Origin of the sequence: Streptomyces sp. R21 (genome assembly GCF_041051975.1) — a bacterium.
In the GTDB taxonomy this organism is placed as follows: Bacteria; Actinomycetota; Actinomycetes; order Streptomycetales; family Streptomycetaceae; genus Streptomyces.
Window position 1 is genome coordinate 7432549 of record NZ_CP163435.1, and the last position, 17621, is coordinate 7450169.

12 protein-coding genes are annotated in these 17621 nt (G+C 71.7%); 5 read left to right on the forward strand and 7 right to left on the reverse strand.

Annotated features, from left to right (window positions below):
* Positions 1 to 80: 80 nt before the first annotated feature.
* Together AB5J56_RS33020 and lgt are read left to right on the forward strand one after the other, a co-directional pair.
* Entirely contained in the window at positions 81 to 857 is a 777-nt protein-coding gene (locus AB5J56_RS33020) for a DsbA family protein (RefSeq protein ID WP_369238015.1), read from the forward strand.
* Positions 858 to 976: 119 nt separating this feature from the next.
* A complete protein-coding gene (gene lgt / locus AB5J56_RS33025) occupies positions 977 to 1987 on the forward strand; it encodes a prolipoprotein diacylglyceryl transferase (protein WP_369238017.1) in 1011 nt (336 codons plus the stop codon).
* A gap of 76 nt (positions 1988 to 2063) precedes the next feature.
* On the opposite strand, the gene AB5J56_RS33030 is transcribed toward lgt, so the two are convergent.
* From AB5J56_RS33030 to AB5J56_RS33060, 7 genes are all read right to left on the reverse strand, one after another.
* Positions 2064 to 2930, reverse strand: coding sequence for a CoA ester lyase (locus tag AB5J56_RS33030; protein WP_369238019.1), 867 nt, complete (start codon positions 2928 to 2930; stop codon positions 2064 to 2066).
* An 83-nt stretch (positions 2931 to 3013) separates the two neighbouring features.
* A complete protein-coding gene (locus tag AB5J56_RS33035) occupies positions 3014 to 4243 on the reverse strand; it encodes a CaiB/BaiF CoA transferase family protein (RefSeq protein ID WP_369238021.1) in 1230 nt (409 codons plus the stop codon).
* Positions 4240 to 5193 carry a ribokinase gene (gene rbsK / locus AB5J56_RS33040; RefSeq protein ID WP_369238023.1) on the reverse strand — a complete coding sequence of 318 codons (954 nt, stop codon included), beginning with the start codon at positions 5191 to 5193 and terminating at the stop codon, positions 4240 to 4242. Before rbsK ends, AB5J56_RS33035 begins: the two co-directional genes overlap by 4 nt.
* On the reverse strand, positions 5190 to 6653 hold the full coding sequence (locus AB5J56_RS33045) for an ADP-ribosylglycohydrolase family protein (RefSeq protein WP_369238025.1): 1464 nt from the start codon (positions 6651 to 6653) through the stop codon (positions 5190 to 5192). The genes rbsK and AB5J56_RS33045 overlap by 4 nt, the downstream gene beginning before the upstream one ends.
* Positions 6641 to 7798 carry an ADP-ribosylglycohydrolase family protein gene (locus AB5J56_RS33050; RefSeq protein ID WP_369238027.1) on the reverse strand — a complete coding sequence of 386 codons (1158 nt, stop codon included), beginning with the start codon at positions 7796 to 7798 and terminating at the stop codon, positions 6641 to 6643. Before AB5J56_RS33050 ends, AB5J56_RS33045 begins: the two co-directional genes overlap by 13 nt.
* A 7-nt stretch (positions 7799 to 7805) precedes the next feature.
* Entirely contained in the window at positions 7806 to 8966 is a 1161-nt protein-coding gene (locus AB5J56_RS33055) for an ADP-ribosylglycohydrolase family protein (protein WP_369242950.1), read from the reverse strand.
* A 35-nt stretch (positions 8967 to 9001) separates the two neighbouring features.
* Complete coding sequence (locus AB5J56_RS33060) at positions 9002 to 10177, reverse strand: ADP-ribosylglycohydrolase family protein (protein ID WP_369238029.1); 1176 nt, start codon at positions 10175 to 10177, stop codon at positions 9002 to 9004.
* A 297-nt stretch (positions 10178 to 10474) separates the two neighbouring features.
* Here AB5J56_RS33060 and AB5J56_RS33065 point away from each other — a divergent pair, with 297 nt between their 5' ends.
* The 3 genes from AB5J56_RS33065 (at position 10475) to AB5J56_RS33075 (ending at position 17614) form a co-directional block, all read left to right on the forward strand.
* Complete coding sequence (locus tag AB5J56_RS33065) at positions 10475 to 11206, forward strand: VIT1/CCC1 transporter family protein (RefSeq protein WP_369238031.1); 732 nt, start codon at positions 10475 to 10477, stop codon at positions 11204 to 11206.
* Positions 11207 to 11568: 362 nt separating this feature from the next.
* Positions 11569 to 16161 carry a glutamate synthase large subunit gene (gene gltB, locus AB5J56_RS33070; RefSeq protein ID WP_369238033.1) on the forward strand — a complete coding sequence of 1531 codons (4593 nt, stop codon included), beginning with the start codon at positions 11569 to 11571 and terminating at the stop codon, positions 16159 to 16161.
* Entirely contained in the window at positions 16154 to 17614 is a 1461-nt protein-coding gene (locus AB5J56_RS33075; RefSeq protein ID WP_369238035.1) for a glutamate synthase subunit beta, read from the forward strand. The genes gltB and AB5J56_RS33075 overlap by 8 nt, the downstream gene beginning before the upstream one ends.
* The last annotated feature ends 7 nt before the right edge of the window (positions 17615 to 17621 follow it).

A 17621-nucleotide genomic window follows, 5' to 3' on the forward strand; every position in this document is an offset into this window, starting at 1 on the left:
GCATGTCGTACGAATAGCTCGAACGGGTGGACCTGGGACCGGGGAGGCGCGCTGTGCCTCCCCGGTTCGTTCTGCCGGATGTGAGCGAGAAGAACCGTGACGGAAAGCGCACTGCCCGCGAGCGGCTGGCGGTCGAGCGAGAGAAGCAGAAGGCCGCGGAGAAGCGCCGCCGTGCCGTGATCGTGGGCGCCTCGGTGGTGTGCGTCCTGGGGCTCGCGGCGGTGGTCGGCGTCCTCGCGGCGAACTCCGGGAAGGACTCCAAGAGCGACTCCGCCGGTCCGGCCGTGGCGCCCTCCGGGGCGACGGGCAAGGACAGCCTCGCTATCCCCGTCGGCAAGGACGCCGCCAAATCGACGCTCACCGTGTGGGAGGACTTCCGCTGCCCGGCCTGCCTGGACTTCGAGACCAGGTACCGCCCGACCATCCATGAACTGGTCGACGGCGGACAGCTGAAGGTCGAGTACCACCTGGTCACCCTCATCGACTCGGCCCGGGGCGGCACCGGTTCGCTGCGTGCCGCGAGCGCCGCGGCCTGTGCTCAGGACGCCGGGAAGTTCACCGCGTACCACGACGTTCTGTACGACAACCAGCCCAACGAGGCGCAGGACGACTTCTCCAGCAACAGCAAGCTCATCGATCTGGCGGGCAAGGTCGACGGCCTGGACACGCCGGTCTTCCAGAAGTGCGTCAACGACGGCACGCACGACAGCTGGGTGAACAAGTCGTACGCCGCCTTCCAGAACTCCGGCTTCACCGGCACGCCGACCGTGCTGCTGGGTGGCAAGAACATCTACGCGGACCAGACGATGACCCCGGCGAAGCTGAAGCAGATGGTGGAGGCCGAGAACAAGGGCTGAGCCCCTGCACCGGACCCGGTGGCCCCGGCCCCTCGCGGGCCGGGGGCACCTCACGTTATCGACCCGTTGCCGGGCTGCCTGCCGTGTGCGGTGCCCGGCACGGTAGCGTCGACCCTGCCATGGAAATTGCCTACATCCCCAGCCCATCGCGCAGTGTGCTGCATCTCGGCCCCATTCCGCTGCGCGGCTACGCGTTCTGCATCATCATCGGCGTCTTCGTAGCCGTCTGGCTCGGCAACAAGCGCTGGATCGCCCGAGGCGGGCGGCCCGGCACGGTGGCCGACATCGCGGTCTGGGCCGTGCCCTTCGGCCTCGTCGGCGGCCGGCTCTACCACGTGATCACGGACTACGAGCTGTACTTCAGCGAGGGCCGTGACTGGGTCGACGCCTTCAAGATCTGGCAGGGCGGCCTCGGCATCTGGGGCGCGATCGCGCTCGGTGCGGTGGGCGCCTGGATCGGCTGCCGCCGCCGCGGCATCCCGCTGCCCGCGTGGGCCGACGCGCTCGCCCCCGGCATCGTCTTCGCGCAGGCGATCGGCCGCTGGGGCAACTGGTTCAACCAGGAGCTGTACGGCAAGGCCACCGACGTGCCGTGGGCCCTGAAGATCACGTCCTCGACGGACGGCCGGGTCCCGGGCACCTACCACCCGACCTTCCTGTACGAGTCGCTGTGGTGCGTCGGCGTCGGATTCCTCGTCATCTGGGCCGACCGCCGCTTCAAGCTCGGCCACGGGCGGGCGTTCGCGCTGTACGTCGCCGCGTACTGCGTGGGCCGCGGCTGGATCGAGTACATGCGCGTCGACGACGCCCACCACATCCTGGGCCTGCGTCTCAACGACTGGACCGCGATGGTCGTGTTCGTCCTCGCGGTGGTCTACATCGTGGTGTCGGCGCGACTGCGTCCGGGCCGCGAGGAGGTCGTCGAGCCGGGCGCTTCCAGCGAGGGTGAGCAGGGGGCGGACGCCGACGACAGCGACGTCGACCTGGAGAAGACCGAGACGAAGACCGAGAAGAAGGCGGACGCCGAGGCCCCGGAGGCCATCGACTCCGACGAGGCCGCAGAGCCCGCCGAAGTCACGGAGTCCGCCGAGTCCACGAAGGACGCGGCCGAGTCGGCCAAGAAGAGCTGAGCTTCGCTCGTACGTCGAAGGGGGCGCCGGATCACAGGATCCGGCGCCCCCTTCGTGCGCGGGTGAGGGGCGGGGCTCAGCCCCGGCGGCGCGCCAGCGCGAGGGTGCGGTGGGCGTCGGCCACGATCGCGGCGTCGATGAAGCGGCCGTCGGGGAGGGCCTGGGCGCCCGGGTGGGCGGCGGCGGCCTTCACGACGGCTTCGGCGGCGGCGATCTCGTCCGGGGTGGGGAGGTAGGCCCGCTCGATGACGGGGAGCTGGCGGGGGTGGATGGCCGCGCGGCCGAGGAAGCCCAGGGCGCGGCCGTGGGCGCAGGAGGCGGCGAGGCCGTCGAGGTCGCGGATGTCCGGGTGGACGGACTGGGCGGGCGGCGCCAGGCCCGCGGCGCGTGCGGCCACGACGATACGGGCGCGGGCCCAGTCCAGGCCGGTGTCGTCGCGTACGCCCAGGTCCCCTCGGAGGTCGGCCTCGCCGAGGGCGATACCGCGCAGCGCCGGGTGAGCGGCGGCGACGGCGAAGGCCTGCTCCACCCCGAGGGCCGTCTCCAGCAGCGCGTACAGGGGGAGGGCGCCGCCCTCGGCGGGGGCGGCCCGCTCCGCGACCCGTACGACGTCCGAGGGCGAGGCCACCTTCGGCAGACGCAGCCCCGACAGGCCGGGCAGCGCGGAGAGGGCCTTGAGATCGGCCTCGGCCGTGGGGCTGCCGAGGGCGTTGACCCGGACGTGGACAGGCACCGGGGGCGGCTCGGCGAGCAACTCGGCGGTGGCCGCGCGCGCGTACTCCTTGCGCTCGGGTGCGACCGCGTCTTCCAGATCGATGAGGACGACGTCCGCTCCGGCGGCGAGGGCCTTCGCCACGACGTCGGGGTGGTCGCCGGGGGCGTAGAGCCAGGTGAGGGGGAAGGCGGTGGGGAAGGGGATGGGGAGTGCGAGGGGGGTGGTCACGGGGCTCCTTCCGGTCCGGGGCGTCGGTCGAGTCTTGGGGCGGCTGCCAGGGGTGTGCCGCGCGGTGGCAGGGCCGGGGTCTGTCATAGGGCGCCCGCTGATCTGAGGGCGGTGATCTCGGCGTCGGACAGGCCGAGTTCGGTGAGGACCGTGTGGGTGTCGGCGCCGTGCGGGCGGCCCGCCCAGCGGATCGCGCCGGGGGTGGCGGAGAGCCGGAAGAGGACGTTCTGCATGCGGAGGGAGCCCAGTTCGGGGTCGTCGACGGTGGTGATGGAGTCCAGGGCGGCGTACTGCGGGTCGGCCATCACGTCCCGTACGTCCTGGATGGGGGCCACCGCCGCCTCCGCCTTCTCGAAGGCCTCGACGACTTCGGCGCGGGTGCGGTCGGCGATCCACGAGCCGACCGCCTCGTCGAGGACGTCCGTGTGGCGGGCACGGTCCGCGCCGGTCGCGAACCACGGCTCGGCGATCAGGTCGGGGCGGCCGACCAGCCGCAGCACGCGTTCCGCGATCGACTGCGCCGAGGTCGACACGGCCACCCACGAACCGTCCGCCGTGCGATAGGTGTTGCGGGGGGCGTTGTTCGCGGACCGGTTGCCGGTGCGCGGCTGGACATGGCCCAACTGGTCGTACCAGAGCGGCTGCGGGCCGAGGACCGTGAGGATCGGCTCGATGATCGCCATGTCGATCACCTGGCCGTGGCCGGTCAGATCGCGGCCCCTGAGCGCGGCCATCACCGCGTACGCCGTCGCCAGGCCCGCGATCGAGTCGGCGAGGCCGAAGGGCGGCAGGGTCGGGGGTGCGTCCGGTTCGCCGGTGACGGCCGCGAAACCGCTCATGGCCTCGGCGAGTGTGCCGAAGCCGGGGCGGTGCGCGTACGGGCCGAACTGGCCGAAGCCCGTGACCCGGGCGAGGACGAGGCGGGGGTTCGCCGTCGACAGCTCCTCCCAGCCCAGGTCCCACTTCTCCAGCGTTCCGGGTCGGAAGTTCTCGACGATCACGTCGGCGGTCGCGGCGAGGCGCAGCAGGGTCGCGCGGCCACCGGGCTTGGACAGGTCGAGTGTGATCGTGCGCTTGTTGCGGCCCAGCAGCTTCCACCAGAGGCCGATCCCGTCCTTCGAGGGGCCGTGTCCCCGGGACGGGTCCGGGCGGCCCGGATGCTCGACCTTGATCACCTCGGCGCCGAAGTCGCCGAGCATGGTGGCGGCGAGCGGTCCGGCGAAGAGCGTCGCGAGGTCGAGGACGCGCAGGCCGGCGAGCGGGCCGAACTCCGGCTGGGCGCCCGACGGTTGGGCATCGGTCGGCGCGCTCATGACGTGTGCTGCTGCCGCGACTGCTCCGGCTGCTCGGGCTGTTGCGTCTGTTGCGTCTGCTGCGATGCCTGGGCGTCGATCTCGGAGCGGTACGGCATCGAGGACGACGCCCCGAGCCGCTGCACCGAGAGCGAGGCCGCCGCCGACGCCCACGCGAGGGCCTCCCGGATCGGTCTGCCCTCGGCGAGCCCCACGGCCAGGGCTCCGACGAACGTGTCGCCCGCGCCCGTCGAGTCCACGGCGGTCACCCGGGGCGCGGGCACGGTGAACGGCTCGGCGCCCCGGGCCGCGTACAGGCTGCCGGCCGCGCCCAGCGTGACGACCGCCTCGGGCACCTGGTCGAGGAGAGCGGTGGCCGCCTCACGGGGGGCGGTGATGCCGGTGAGGGTGGCGGCCTCCAGCTCGTTGGCCACCAACAGGTCGGTGGCGGCGAGGAGTTCGGCGGACAGCGGCTGGGCGGGGGAGGGGGTGAGCACGGTGCGTACGCCGTGCCGACGTGCGGCCTCGGCGCCGGCGAGAACGCCTGCCAGGGGGATCTCCAGCTGGAGCAGGAGCGCGTCGGCGCTGGCGATGAGGCCCTCGTCGCCGGGGGCGAGATGGTCGACGGTGCCGTTAGCGCCGGGGATGACCACGATTGCGTTGCCGCCCTCGTCGTCCACCACGATGTGCGCGGTGCCGGACGGGCCCTCGTTGGTGCGCAGATGGTCCGTGTTCACGCCCGAGTGCTCAAGGGTGGAGCGGAGTTGGCTGCCGAACGCGTCCGCTCCCACCGCGCCGATCATCGAGACGTCGGCGCCCGCGTGGGCCGCGGCGATCGCCTGGTTGGCGCCCTTGCCGCCGGGGATCGTGCGGAACTCCCGCCCCGTCACGGTCTCTCCGCGCTGCGGGGCCTTGGCGACGTAGGCGACGAGGTCCATGTTCGTGCTGCCGAGCACGACGATGTGGGTCATGGGTGAGGGGTCTCCCGGTAGGTGAGGTCGGCGAGGGTGTCGAAGCCGGTGCCGTTGAAGTCGGCGACCGAGGTGGTGAGTCGGTTCTTGAGCGGGGTCGTCCAGCGGTCGGGGAGAGCGGCGGGATCGCCGGCCAGCAGTCCCGCGATGCTTCCCGCCGTGGCGCCGTTGGAGTCGGTGTCCAGGCCCCCGGACACCGCACGGCAGATGGAGCCGGTGAAGTCGCCGTCCGCGTGGGTGAGTGCGGCGGCGATCAGCGCGGTGTTGGGGATGGCGTGCACCCAGTGGTACGCGCGGTGGGTGGCGTGCAGTTCGTCCACCACGGCGTCGAAGTCCCCGTGGGCCAAGGCGAGTTGGACCGCGTGGCGGACGGCCTGGGCGAGGCGGGAGCGGGGCGGGATCACGGTGAGGCCGGTGCGCAGGCAGTGGTGCACGTCGTGGCGGCCGGTGGCGGCCTCCGCGATGGTAGCCGCCGTGAACATCGCCGCGTAGACGCCGTTGGCGGTGTGGGTGAGGGTGGCGTCGCGGTGCGCCTGCTCGGCGGCGGCTTCGGGGTCGCCGGGGTTCGTCCAGCCGTGGACGTCCGCGCGGATCAGGGCGCCGATCCACTCGCGGAACGGGTTGCGGTGGCGGGCCGTGTGCGGGGGTTCGACGCCGGCGAGGAGGTTGCGGTAGGCGATGCGTTCTGCCGTGAACGTGCGGCCCGCGGGGAGTTCGTCCAGCCAGAGGCGGGCCACGTCCGTGGTGGTGAAGCCACGGCCGTATCGCTGGAGCAACAGGATGTTGAGGAGGGGGTAGTTGAGGTCGTCGTCCTCTGGCATGCCGTCGATGTTCTCGGCGAGGGAGGTGGGTGCGGAGCGGCGGTTCCAGGGGTACGTGTCTGTCAGTTCCCAGGGGAGGCCCCGGGCGGTGAACCAGGTGTGCAGGGGCCAGTTGCCCGTGGCCCGGGCGAGGGCTCGGATCCCTTGCAGGGGGAGCTTCTCCACTGGTTTGCCCAGGAGGCAGCCTGCCGCTCTGCCCAGCCAGGCTGCCTCCAGGCGGGCCTGGGTGGGGGCTGGGCGGGGGTGGGGTGCGCTCGCCGGGAGCTTTGCACGGGTGCCGCTCTCTTTGGGACGGGTGCCGCCCCTGGCGGCACGCATGCCCACAGCCACGGCGGGTTCGCCGCCACTCGCGGCATGCGTGCCCGCGGCTGCGGCGGACCTGATCTTCGCCAGGTCCGTCGGCTCCTGGTCCCTCAACCTGCTTGGTAGGTCGGCCAGTTCGTCCAAGAGGTCTTCTGCCAGTACCCGGAGGTATGGGCCGGCCGGAGTCTCCGACGCCCCCGCGCGCAGCGGGGCCTCCTTGCCGCCCGCCGCTCGCCAGCGCGCGGCGATGGTGGTGGGCTCGCGGCCGTCCTGGGTCGCCTGGTGGAGTTCGTGGCCGAGGAGGTCCTCCGGCTGGACCCAGGTCAGTCGGAGCATCTCGCGCCTCCGAGCTGGGCGAACGCCGACTCGTGGGCGCGGCGGCGGCTCACGTCGCGGGTGAAGATCTCGGCGGCGACCTGGGTGAGCGTCGCCGCCGGGGCGTGCAGGTCGAGGCGGCTGGCCTCGGCGACCGTCTTGGCCCAGTCGCGCGGGACCTCCGAGCCGAGGGCGCCGGCGAGGGCGCCGGACATCGTGGCGATGGAGTCGCAGTCGCGGCCGTAGTTGACCGAGCCGAGGACGGCGTGCCGGTAGTCGCCGCCGGAGACCACCAACATGCCCAGGGCGATGGGGAGTTCCTCGATCGACCGGATACGGGAGGGGCGGCGGGCGTCCAGCGACGGGGTGCGGTAGTCGGGGCCCACGGTGTCGTACGGAGCCACGGCTTCCCGCAGGGGTCGTAGCGCCGTCTCGAAGTCCGTGTAGCGGGCGGCGACTTCGCAGACCGTCTCGATCGCCGCGCGCGTGCCGTCCTTGGCGAGGGCGAGGCAGGCTTCGACCACCGAGTCCGGGGTGGCGTCCGGCGCGCAGGCCGCTGCCACCGCTGCCGCGAAGACGGCGGCGGCTTCCCGCCCGTACGACGACTGGTGTGCGCCCGCGACGTCCAGCGCCTCGGTGTACGCGCCCGCCGGGTTCGCCGCGTTGACCAGGCCGACCGGGGCCATGTACATCGCGGCGCCGCAGTTGACGATGTTGCCGACCCCTGCCTCACGGGGGTCGGCATGGCCGTAGTGGATCCGGGCCACCAGCCATTTCTCGGCGAGGAAGATCCGCTGGAGGGGGAGGGCCTCGGCTTCCAGTTCGGGGATCCAGCGCGGGGTCGTCATCAGGTCGGGGACCAGGTGCGCGGCGACGGCGTACGCGTCGAGGTGGTCGCGTACGGCGGCGTAGACCCGTACCAGCGCATGGGTCATCAAGGTGTCGTCGGTGACGTGTCCGTCGCCTTTGTGGTACGGGGCGATGGGGCGGGCGGTGCGCCAGGTGTCGCCGTTCCAGGGGCCGACGACGCCGTGGACGCGGCCGCCGTGGCGCTCGACGATCTGCTCGGGGGTGTAGCCCTCGACGGGACCGCCGAGCGCGTCGCCGACGGCGGCTCCGACGAGGGCGTGGGCGATCCGCTCATCGAGGGGTGTTGTGGGCGTCATGCCCGAATCATCCTCCTGGTGTGCCCAGTTCCCTTGATTCCAGGAGTTCGGCGAGTTCCACCAGGTCGGTGCCGGTGAGGCGGGGCAGGGCGCAGCCCGAGAGGGTGCGGCAGGCGTCGCGCCAGGAGGCGGGGAGCGCGGCGCCGCCGCCGAGTGCGCCGGTCAGTGCACCGGCGAGGGCCGGGGCGGAGTCGGCGACGCGGGACAGGCAGGCGGCGGCGGGCACCGCCTCGGCGATACGGCCGCGGGAGGCGAGGGCGAGTGCCAGGGCGACGGGGACGGTCTCGGCTGCGGCGATGCCGTAGCTGTAGACGTGGTCGACGATCTGGTGCTCCAGGAGGGGGACGAGGGCGAACGCGCTGTCGGCGCCGTGCGCGAGGGCGAGCGCGTGGCGGGCGTTGCGGCCGATCTCCGTCGCCTCGGGCAACTCGGCCAGCGCGGCCGTCACGCACACGTCGACGTCCGCGCCGCCGAGGGCCCGGGCGAGCGCCGCGGCCATGGCGCGGGCACCGTGCACGCCGTCGCCGTCCTGGGTGTAGCGGGCGTCGAACTCGGCGAGTTCCGCGGCGCGTCGGGGGTCGCCGCGGTGGGCGACGGCGAGGACGCAGGCCCGTACGCAGGCCGCGTCGTCGAAGTAGTGGGGGTTGTCGTGGCCGGTGGCGGGTGGGCGCAGACCGGCGGCGAGGTTGCCGAGGCCGGCCCGTACGGAGATCCGGGCGCGCAGCGGCAGCAGCATCGACTCGGCCTCGGCGGCGCGTTCGGCGGCGGCGGCGACCTCGGCGGCGACGGCGTTCCACGACAGGTCGATGGCCGCCCGCATCCGCCGCTCCCGGCTGAGATCCTCCAGCGCGCTCCCGTCGGCGGCCCGCAGCACGGCCTCCGCCGCGAACGCCGCCCACTCCGCGTCGTCCGACGGCCCGAGCCGCAACGGCTCCGGCGGCTGGTTGAGCGCGATCGGCACGGGCAGCGTGGTCGTCGCGTTCTGCTCCGCGAACGTGTCCAGCTCCCGCGTCAGCCGCCGCGTCCACTCGGGCATCCGCGCGGCCCGGTGCCGGGCGGCCGGCCACCCGGCGGCGTCGCCTGCGGCCAGCCCGAGGAGGAGACCCTCGATACGGCGGGGGCGGACCGGGACCGCCGTATCGGTCCGGGATGCGGACGCGGAGCCCATGCCGGGCTCGTCGCCCACCAGGCCGGGCCCGGGTCTCACGACTGCACCTCGTCCTCGTCCGTGGCCATTACCAGATCTCCGTCCGCGGCCAGGGCGAAGGTGTCCGGATCCGGGCTCGGCCAGCCGCCGCCCGGGTCGCCCAGGTCAATCAGGCCGGGCAGCTCGTGCCGTACAAGCCCGCCCCCGTCCCGTAGGCGCATCCCCCACTTCCCGTCCTCGCCCGGGGTCAGCAACTCGGCGATGTCCAGGACGTGATGGCCTCGCATGGAGGGGAGGCAGCTGCCGCGGGCGGGGCCGATGGCGGCGGCCCAGGCGGTGGGGATGGCGGAGGCGCCTCGGGTGGCGCCGGCCAGGGCGCCTGCGACCGCGGCCGTGGTGTCGGCGTCGCGGCCCATGTTGACGGCGGTGAGTACGGACTCGGTGAAGTCGCCGTCGGCGGCGGCGTAGGCGCCGAAGGCGAGGGCCACCGCTTCGGGGGCGAGGTCGGTCCAGGGGTAGCCGCCGATGACGACGGCCGAGCGGACCGCGCGTTCGCCGCGGTGGGCGACGGCGACGGCTCGGCGGAGCGAGCGGGCCGTCCAGGAGTCGTCCGGGATGACGGCGAGCGCGGAGGCGACCACCGCGATGGTGGGGGCGCCCGCCATCGCCGCGGCGACGCCCGCCGCGACCGCCTGGCCGCCGTAGATGCCCTCGCCGTCGTGGCTCACCGAGCCGTCGATCGCGACCAGGCGGGCCGCCTCCGCGGGGCGGCCCGCCGCGAAGACGCCGAAGGGGGCCGCGCGCATGGCCAGGCCGTCGCTCCAGGCGTGGCGGTGCTGGGCCGAGATGGGGGCGGCGAGGCCGCGGCGGAGGTTCTCCAGGGTGCCGCGTTCGCTGAAGCCCGCGCCCCGGAACGGGCCCTCGTCGCGGTCGGCGATCCACTGGTGCCAGGCCGCCTCGACATGGGCGACCGTGAGCGCCGAGCCGTGCCGGGCCAGCAGGAGCCCGGAGAAGATCGCGTACTCGGTGTCGTCGGTGCCGGCCGGGTTCTCGGCGACGTATCCGGTGATGCGGCCCCAGCGGGCGCGGATCTCGGACGGCTTCATGTTCTCGGCGGGGGCGCCCAGCGCGTCCCCGACGGCGAGACCGAGCAGCGCTCCGTGCGCGCGTTCGCGGAGTTCGGCGGCGCCTCCGGGCGTGGGGGCCGGGGGAATGCAGGCGATGGAAGCCATACGGTGCCTCTCCTTCTCAGGGCACGGACTTCTCAGGGCACGGCCCCTCATGCAGGGCACGGACCCCCTTTGCGGATCTGTGCCACCTGAGCGGTTCGGCAGAGCCTCGCGTGCCCCAGCGTCACCCGGACGACAGGTGTGCACATGTGTTCACGGATGAGCGGCGCCTGGCAAAAGTGCAGGTTAGCCCAGCCTTTCCTTGCTGGCGACAAGGAAATGAAACGCGTAGGTTCCTTGTTGTCAAAGACTGGAACTTGTCCAAAGTTAGCCTTACCTAAACACCCCGGGGGGACCGGCATGGCCATCATCGACACCGAGGCGACGCTGCACGAGGCGCACCGTGACAACCACACCCACCGGGATGTCAACGGTGGCTGGCTGCGCCCCGCCGTCTTCGGTGCGATGGACGGACTCGTCTCCAACCTCGCCCTGATGACCGGTGTCGCGGGCGGTGACGTCTCGCACCGGACGATCATCATCGCCGGGCTCGCCGGGCTTGCCGCCGGCGCCTTCTCGATGGCGGCCGGCGAGTACACCTCGGTGGCCTCGCAGCGCGAGCTCGTCGAGGCCGAACTCGACGTGGAGCGCCGGGAGTTGCGCAAGCACCCCCTGGACGAGGAGCGCGAGCTCGCCGAGCTGTACCAGGCCCGTGGTGTCGAGCCCGAGCTGGCGCGCGAGGTCGCCCGGCAGCTGTCGCGCGACCCGGAGCAGGCCCTCGAGATCCATGCGCGCGAGGAACTGGGCATAGACCCCGGCGACCTGCCCTCGCCCTCGGTCGCCGCCGTGTCGAGCTTCGGCTCCTTCGCGCTCGGCGCCCTGCTTCCCGTACTCCCGTATCTGCTCGGCGCGGCCGCCCTGTGGCCCGCGCTGCTGCTCGCGATGATCGGGCTCTTCGCGTGCGGTGCCGTCGTGGCCAAGGTGACCGCGCGGTCCTGGTGGTACAGCGGTCTGCGGCAGCTCGCTCTGGGTGGTGCCGCGGCGGGTGTGACGTACGCCCTGGGCAGCTTGTTCGGGACGGCCGTAGGATGATGTCCACGCTAGTTATGCGAGGGACCGCATAACTAGTTGTTACCCGGCGGTTTCGATCGCTTAACCACTGGGCATGAGCCGTAAGCGCCGCAGGCAATGAGGCCTGCACCGCACTTTCGTGGCGGGCGACGACGCCTGCCACGATTCGGCCCGTCGGGCATCGATCTGTCCGCTTGGGCCCCTTAACTCTCACCGCCGTGCGCGTACCCCGCCGCGACGCCGCGGTGTCCGCATGTTGGAACGGAGTATCCGGTTCCCGAGATCCGTCCCATCATGTAACCTGCACGAAATTTTGCACCCAGCAGAGGGCCAACGTCGTCCCTCGGCAGATGTCATATGCCACGACGACGACGGGAGAGCCGATGCGTACGCCGCGCCAGCCGTCCCAGCACTCCACGAACGGCCAGAACTGGTCCTTCATGGATGCTCGCCCTGCTGCGCAGGGTATGTACGACCCCCGCAACGAGCACGACGCCTGTGGCGTCGGCTTCGTGGCCACCCTCACCGGCGAGGCGAGCCACGCGCTGGTCGAGCAGGCGCTCACGGTTCTGCGCAACCTGGAGCACCGCGGTGCCACCGGCTCCGAGCCCGACTCGGGTGACGGCGCGGGCATCCTGTCCCAGGTCCCCGACGCGTTCCTTCGTGAGGTCACGGGCTTCGAGCTGCCCGAGGCCGGTGCGTACGCCGTCGGTATCGCCTTCCTGCCGGGTGACGGCACCGCCGAAGCGGCCGCGCAGATCGACACCATCGCCGCCGACGAGGGACTCACCGTCCTCGGCTGGCGCGAGGTCCCGGTCGCCCCCGAGCTGCTCGGCGCCACCGCCCGCTCGACGATGCCGGCCTTCCGCCAGATCTTCGTGACCGACGGCGCGAGCAGCGGCATCGACCTCGACCGCAAGGCGTTCGTACTGCGCAAGCGCGCCGAGCGCGAGGCCGACGTGTACTTCCCGTCGCTCTCCGCCCGCACGATCGTCTACAAGGGCATGCTGACCACCGGCCAGCTGGAGCCCTTCTTCCCGGACCTGTCCGACCGCCGCTTCGCCTCCGCGATCGCGCTCGTGCACTCCCGCTTCTCCACGAACACCTTCCCGAGCTGGCCGCTCGCCCACCCGTACCGCTTCGTCGCGCACAACGGTGAGATCAACACGGTCAAGGGCAACCGCAACTGGATGAAGGCCCGCGAGTCGCAGCTCGTCTCCGACCTGTTCGGCAGCGAGAAGCTGGACCGCGTCTTCCCCGTCTGCACCCCCGACGCCTCCGACTCCGCCTCCTTCGACGAGGTCCTGGAGCTGCTCCACCTCGGCGGCCGCTCGCTGCCGCACTCGGTGCTGATGATGATCCCGGAGGCGTGGGAGAACCACGACTCCATGGACCCGGCCCGCCGCGCCTTCTACCAGTTCCACGCCACGATGATGGAGCCCTGGGACGGCCCGGCCTGTGTCACCTTCACCGACGGCACCCAGGTCGGCGCGGTCCTCGACCGCAACGGCCTGCGCCCCGGTCGCTACTGGGTGACCGACGAGGGCCTCGTCGTCCTCGGCTCCGAGGTCGGCGTCCTCGACATCGACCCCGCGAAGGTCGTCCGCAAGGGCCGCCTGCAGCCCGGCAAGATGTTCCTCGTCGACACGGCCGAGCACCGCATCATCGAGGACGACGAGATCAAGGCCGGCCTCGCCACCGAGAAGCCGTACGCGGAGTGGCTGGAGGCCGGCGAGATCGAGCTGTCCGACCTGCCCGAGCGCGAGCACATCGTGCACACGCACGCCTCGGTCACCCGTCGCCAGCAGACCTTCGGCTACACCGAGGAAGAGCTGCGCATCATCCTCGCGCCGATGGCCAAGGCCGCCGCCGAGCCGATCGGCTCGATGGGTACGGACACGCCGATCGCCGCGCTCTCGCAGCGCCCCCGGCTGCTCTTCGACTACTTCACCCAGCTGTTCGCGCAGGTCACCAACCCGCCGCTGGACGCGATCCGCGAAGAGCTCGTCACGTCGCTGCGTTCCTCGCTGGGCCCGCAGGGCAACCTTCTCGAGCCGACCGCCGCGTCCTGTCGTAGCGTCACCCTGCCCTTCCCGGTGATCGACAACGACGAGCTGGCCAAGCTCATCCACATCAACGCCGACGGCGACATGCCGGGCATGAAGGCCGCGACCCTGTCCGGCCTGTACCGGGTCTCCGGCGGTGGCGACTCCCTCGCTGCGCGCATCGAGGAGATCTGCACCGAGGCCGACGCGGCCATCGAGAACGGCGCCCGTCTGATCGTCCTGTCGGACCGGCACTCCGACGCCGAGCACGCGCCGATCCCCTCGCTGCTGCTCACCGCGGCCGTCCACCACCACCTCATCCGCACCAAGCAGCGCACCCAGGTGGGCCTGCTGGTCGAGGCCGGCGACGTCCGCGAGGTCCACCACGTGGCCCTCCTCATCGGCTTCGGCGCCGCGGCCGTCAACCCGTACCTGGCGATGGAGTCCGTCGAGGACCTCGTCCGCGCAGGCACGTTCCTTCAGGGCATCGAGTCCGAGCAGGCCATCCGCAACCTGATCTACGCGCTCGGCAAGGGCGTCCTCAAGGTCATGTCGAAGATGGGCATCTCGACCGTCGCCTCCTACCGCGGCGCCCAGGTCTTCGAGGCCGTCGGTCTCGAAACGGCCTTCGTCGAGAAGTACTTCAACGGCACGGCCACGAAGATCGGCGGCGCCGGTCTCGACGTCATCGCCAAGGAGGTCGCAGCCCGGCACGCCAAGGCGTACCCCGCCTCCGGCATCGCGCCCGCGCACCGCGCCCTGGAGATCGGCGGCGAGTACCAGTGGCGCCGCGAGGGCGAGCCGCACCTGTTCGACCCGGAGACGGTCTTCCGCCTCCAGCACTCGACGCGTACCGGCAGCTACGACATCTTCAAGAAGTACACGGACCGCGTGAACGAGCAGTCCGAGCGGCTGATGACGCTGCGCGGCCTGTTCGGCTTCAAGAGCGACCGGGAAGCGATCTCCATCGACGAGGTCGAGCCGGTCTCCGAGATCGTCAAGCGGTTCTCCACCGGTGCCATGTCGTACGGCTCCATCTCGAAGGAAGCGCACGAGACGCTCGCCATCGCGATGAACCAGCTGGGCGGCAAGTCCAACACCGGTGAGGGCGGCGAGGACGCGGACCGTCTCTACGACCCGGCGCGGCGCTCCAGCATCAAGCAGGTCGCCTCCGGCCGCTTCGGTGTGACGTCGGAGTACCTCGTCAACGCGGACGACATCCAGATCAAGATGGCGCAGGGTGCCAAGCCCGGCGAGGGCGGCCAGCTGCCCGGCCACAAGGTCTACCCGTGGGTGGCCAAGACCCGTCACTCGACCCCGGGTGTCGGCCTGATCTCCCCGCCGCCGCACCACGACATCTACTCCATCGAGGACCTGGCCCAGCTGATCCACGACCTGAAGAACGCGAACCCGCAGGCGCGGATTCACGTGAAGCTGGTCTCCGAGGTCGGCGTCGGCACGGTCGCCGCGGGTGTCTCCAAGGCGCACGCGGACGTCGTACTGATCTCCGGTCACGACGGTGGTACGGGTGCCTCCCCGCTCACCTCGCTGAAGCACGCGGGCGGTCCCTGGGAGCTCGGTCTCGCCGAGACCCAGCAGACGCTGCTGCTCAACGGCCTGCGCGACCGCATCGTCGTGCAGACCGACGGGCAGCTGAAGACCGGCCGTGACGTCGTCATCGCGGCGCTGCTCGGCGCCGAGGAGTTCGGTTTCGCGACCGCGCCGCTCGTCGTCTCCGGCTGCGTGATGATGCGCGTCTGCCACCTCGACACGTGCCCGGTCGGCATCGCCACGCAGAACCCGGTGCTGCGCGACCGGTTCGCCGGCAAGGCCGAGTACATCGTGAACTTCTTCAAGTTCATCGCCGAAGAGGTCCGCGAGATCCTCGCCGAGCTGGGCTTCCGCACCATCGAGGAGGCCGTCGGCCACGCCGGGGCGCTCGACGTGACCCGCGCCGTCGACCACTGGAAGGCGCAGGGCCTGGACCTGACCCCGCTCTTCTACGTGCCCGAGCTGCCCGAGGGCACGCCGCTGCACCAGGTCATCGAGCAGGACCACGGCCTGGAGAAGGCGCTCGACAACGAGCTGATCAAGCTCGCCGCCGACGCCCTAGCCGCGAACGCCGCGACCGACGCCCAGCCGGTCCGCGCCCAGGTCGCGATCCGCAACATCAACCGCACGGTCGGCACCATGCTCGGCCACGAGGTGACGAAGAAGTTCGGTGGCGCGGGCCTGCCCGACGACACCATCGACATCACCTTCACCGGCTCCGCGGGCCAGTCCTTCGGCGCCTTCCTGCCGCGCGGTGTCACGCTGCGCCTGGAGGGCGACGCCAACGACTACGTCGGCAAGGGCCTGTCCGGCGGCCGCGTCATCGTCCGCCCGGACCGGGGCGCCGACCACCTCGCGGAGTTCTCCACCATCGCGGGCAACACCATCGCGTACGGCGCGACGGGCGGCGAGCTCTTCCTGCGTGGCCGCACCGGTGAGCGCTTCTGCGTCCGCAACTCGGGTGCCACGGTCGTCTCGGAGGGCGTGGGCGACCACGGCTGCGAGTACATGACCGGCGGTCACGCGGTGGTCCTCGGCGAGACGGGCCGCAACTTCGCCGCCGGTATGTCGGGCGGCATCGCCTACGTCGTCGACCTGAACCGCGACAACGTGAACGTCGCCAGCGCCGGCGCCGTCGAGGCCCTCGACGACACCGACAAGCAGTGGCTGCACGACGTGGTGCGCCGCCACCAGGAGGAGACGGGCTCGACCGTAGCCGAGAAGCTCCTTGCCGAGTGGGACACCGCGGTGGACCGCTTCAGCAAGATCATCCCCAGCACGTACAAGGCAGTGCTCGCCGCCAAGGACGCCGCCGAGCGAGCCGGACTCACCGAGTCCGAGATCACCGAGAAGATGATGGAGGCGGCGACCAATGGCTGATCCCAAGGGCTTTCTCAACCACGGCCGCGAGGTCGCCAGGACCCGTCCGGTCGAGGAGCGTGTGCGTGACTGGAACGAGGTCTACGTTCCGGGCTCGCTGCTCCCCATCATCCCCACGCAGGCCTCGCGCTGCATGGACTGCGGTATCCCGTTCTGCCACAACGGCTGTCCGCTCGGGAACCTGATCCCCGAGTGGAACGACTACGCGTACCGCGAGGACTGGTCCGCCGCGTCCGAGCGCCTGCACGCGACGAACAACTTCCCGGAGTTCACCGGTCGTCTGTGCCCGGCCCCTTGTGAGTCGGCGTGCGTCCTCGGCATCAACCAGCCCGCCGTGACGATCAAGAACGTCGAGGTCTCGATCATCGACAAGGCGTGGGACACGGGCGATGTCGCCCCGCAGATCCCCGAGCGCCTGTCGGGCAAGACCGTCGCGGTCATCGGCTCGGGCCCGGCGGGTCTCGCCGCCGCCCAGCAGCTGACCCGGGCCGGCCACACGGTCGCCGTCTACGAGCGCGCGGACCGCATCGGAGGCCTTCTCCGGTACGGCATCCCCGAGTTCAAGATGGAGAAGCGGCACATCAACCGCCGTATCGAGCAGATGCGCGCGGAGGGCACCCGCTTCCGTACCGGCATCGAGATCGGCCGCGACCTCAAGGCGACCGACCTGCGCAAGCGGTACGACGCCGTGGTCATCGCCGCCGGTGCGACGACCGCGCGTGATCTCCCCGTCCCCGGCCGGGAGCTGACCGGCATCCACCAGGCCATGGAGTACCTGCCCCTGGCCAACAAGGTGCAGGAGGGCGACTTCGTGACGCCCCCGATCACCGCCGAGGGCAAGCACGTCGTGGTCATCGGCGGCGGCGACACCGGCGCGGACTGCGTGGGCACCGCCCACCGCCAGGGCGCGGCCTCGGTCACGCAGCTGGAGATCATGCCGCAGCCCGGCGAGGAGCGGAACCCGGGCCAGCCCTGGCCGACGTTCCCCATGCTGTACAAGGTCACCTCCGCGCACGAGGAGGGCGGCGAGCGGGTCTACTCCGTCTCCACCACCCACTTCGAGGGTGACGAGGACGGCAACGTCCAGTGGCTGCACCTCACCGAGGTCGAGTTCATCGACGGCAAGCTGACCCCGAAGCCGGGCACGGAGCGCAAGATCCCCGCCCAGCTCGTCACGCTGGCCATGGGCTTCACCGGCACCGACGTCGAGAACGGCGTGGTCTCCCAGTTCGGCCTGGAGCTCGACGCCCGCGGCAACATCGCCCGCGACGCCGAGTTCGCGACCAACATCCCCGGCGTCTATGTCGCCGGTGACGCGGGTCGCGGCCAGTCCCTGATCGTCTGGGCCATCGCGGAGGGCCGCTCGGCCGCTCGCGGTGTGGATCGTTTCCTCACGGGTGCGAGTGACCTTCCGGCGCCGATTCGTCCGACGGACCGTTCGCTGGTGGTCTGACCCGTAT

Excerpts from the sequence above, each read along its gene's own strand:
- lgt (WP_369238017.1), top strand. The coding sequence starts at position 977 with ATGGAAATTGCCTACATCCCCAGCCCATCGCGCAGTGTGCTGCATCTC.
- AB5J56_RS33035 (WP_369238021.1), bottom strand. The coding sequence starts at position 4,243 with ATGAGCGCGCCGACCGATGCCCAACCGTCGGGCGCCCAGCCGGAGTTC.
- rbsK (WP_369238023.1), bottom strand. The coding sequence starts at position 5,193 with ATGACCCACATCGTCGTGCTCGGCAGCACGAACATGGACCTCGTCGCC.
- AB5J56_RS33045 (WP_369238025.1), bottom strand. The coding sequence starts at position 6,653 with ATGCTCCGACTGACCTGGGTCCAGCCGGAGGACCTCCTCGGCCACGAA.
- AB5J56_RS33050 (WP_369238027.1), bottom strand. The coding sequence starts at position 7,798 with ATGACGCCCACAACACCCCTCGATGAGCGGATCGCCCACGCCCTCGTC.
- AB5J56_RS33055 (WP_369242950.1), bottom strand. The coding sequence starts at position 8,966 with ATGGGCTCCGCGTCCGCATCCCGGACCGATACGGCGGTCCCGGTCCGC.
- AB5J56_RS33060 (WP_369238029.1), bottom strand. The coding sequence starts at position 10,177 with ATGGCTTCCATCGCCTGCATTCCCCCGGCCCCCACGCCCGGAGGCGCC.
- AB5J56_RS33065 (WP_369238031.1), top strand. The coding sequence starts at position 10,475 with ATGGCCATCATCGACACCGAGGCGACGCTGCACGAGGCGCACCGTGAC.
- gltB (WP_369238033.1), top strand. The coding sequence starts at position 11,569 with ATGCGTACGCCGCGCCAGCCGTCCCAGCACTCCACGAACGGCCAGAAC.
- AB5J56_RS33075 (WP_369238035.1), top strand. The coding sequence starts at position 16,154 with ATGGCTGATCCCAAGGGCTTTCTCAACCACGGCCGCGAGGTCGCCAGG.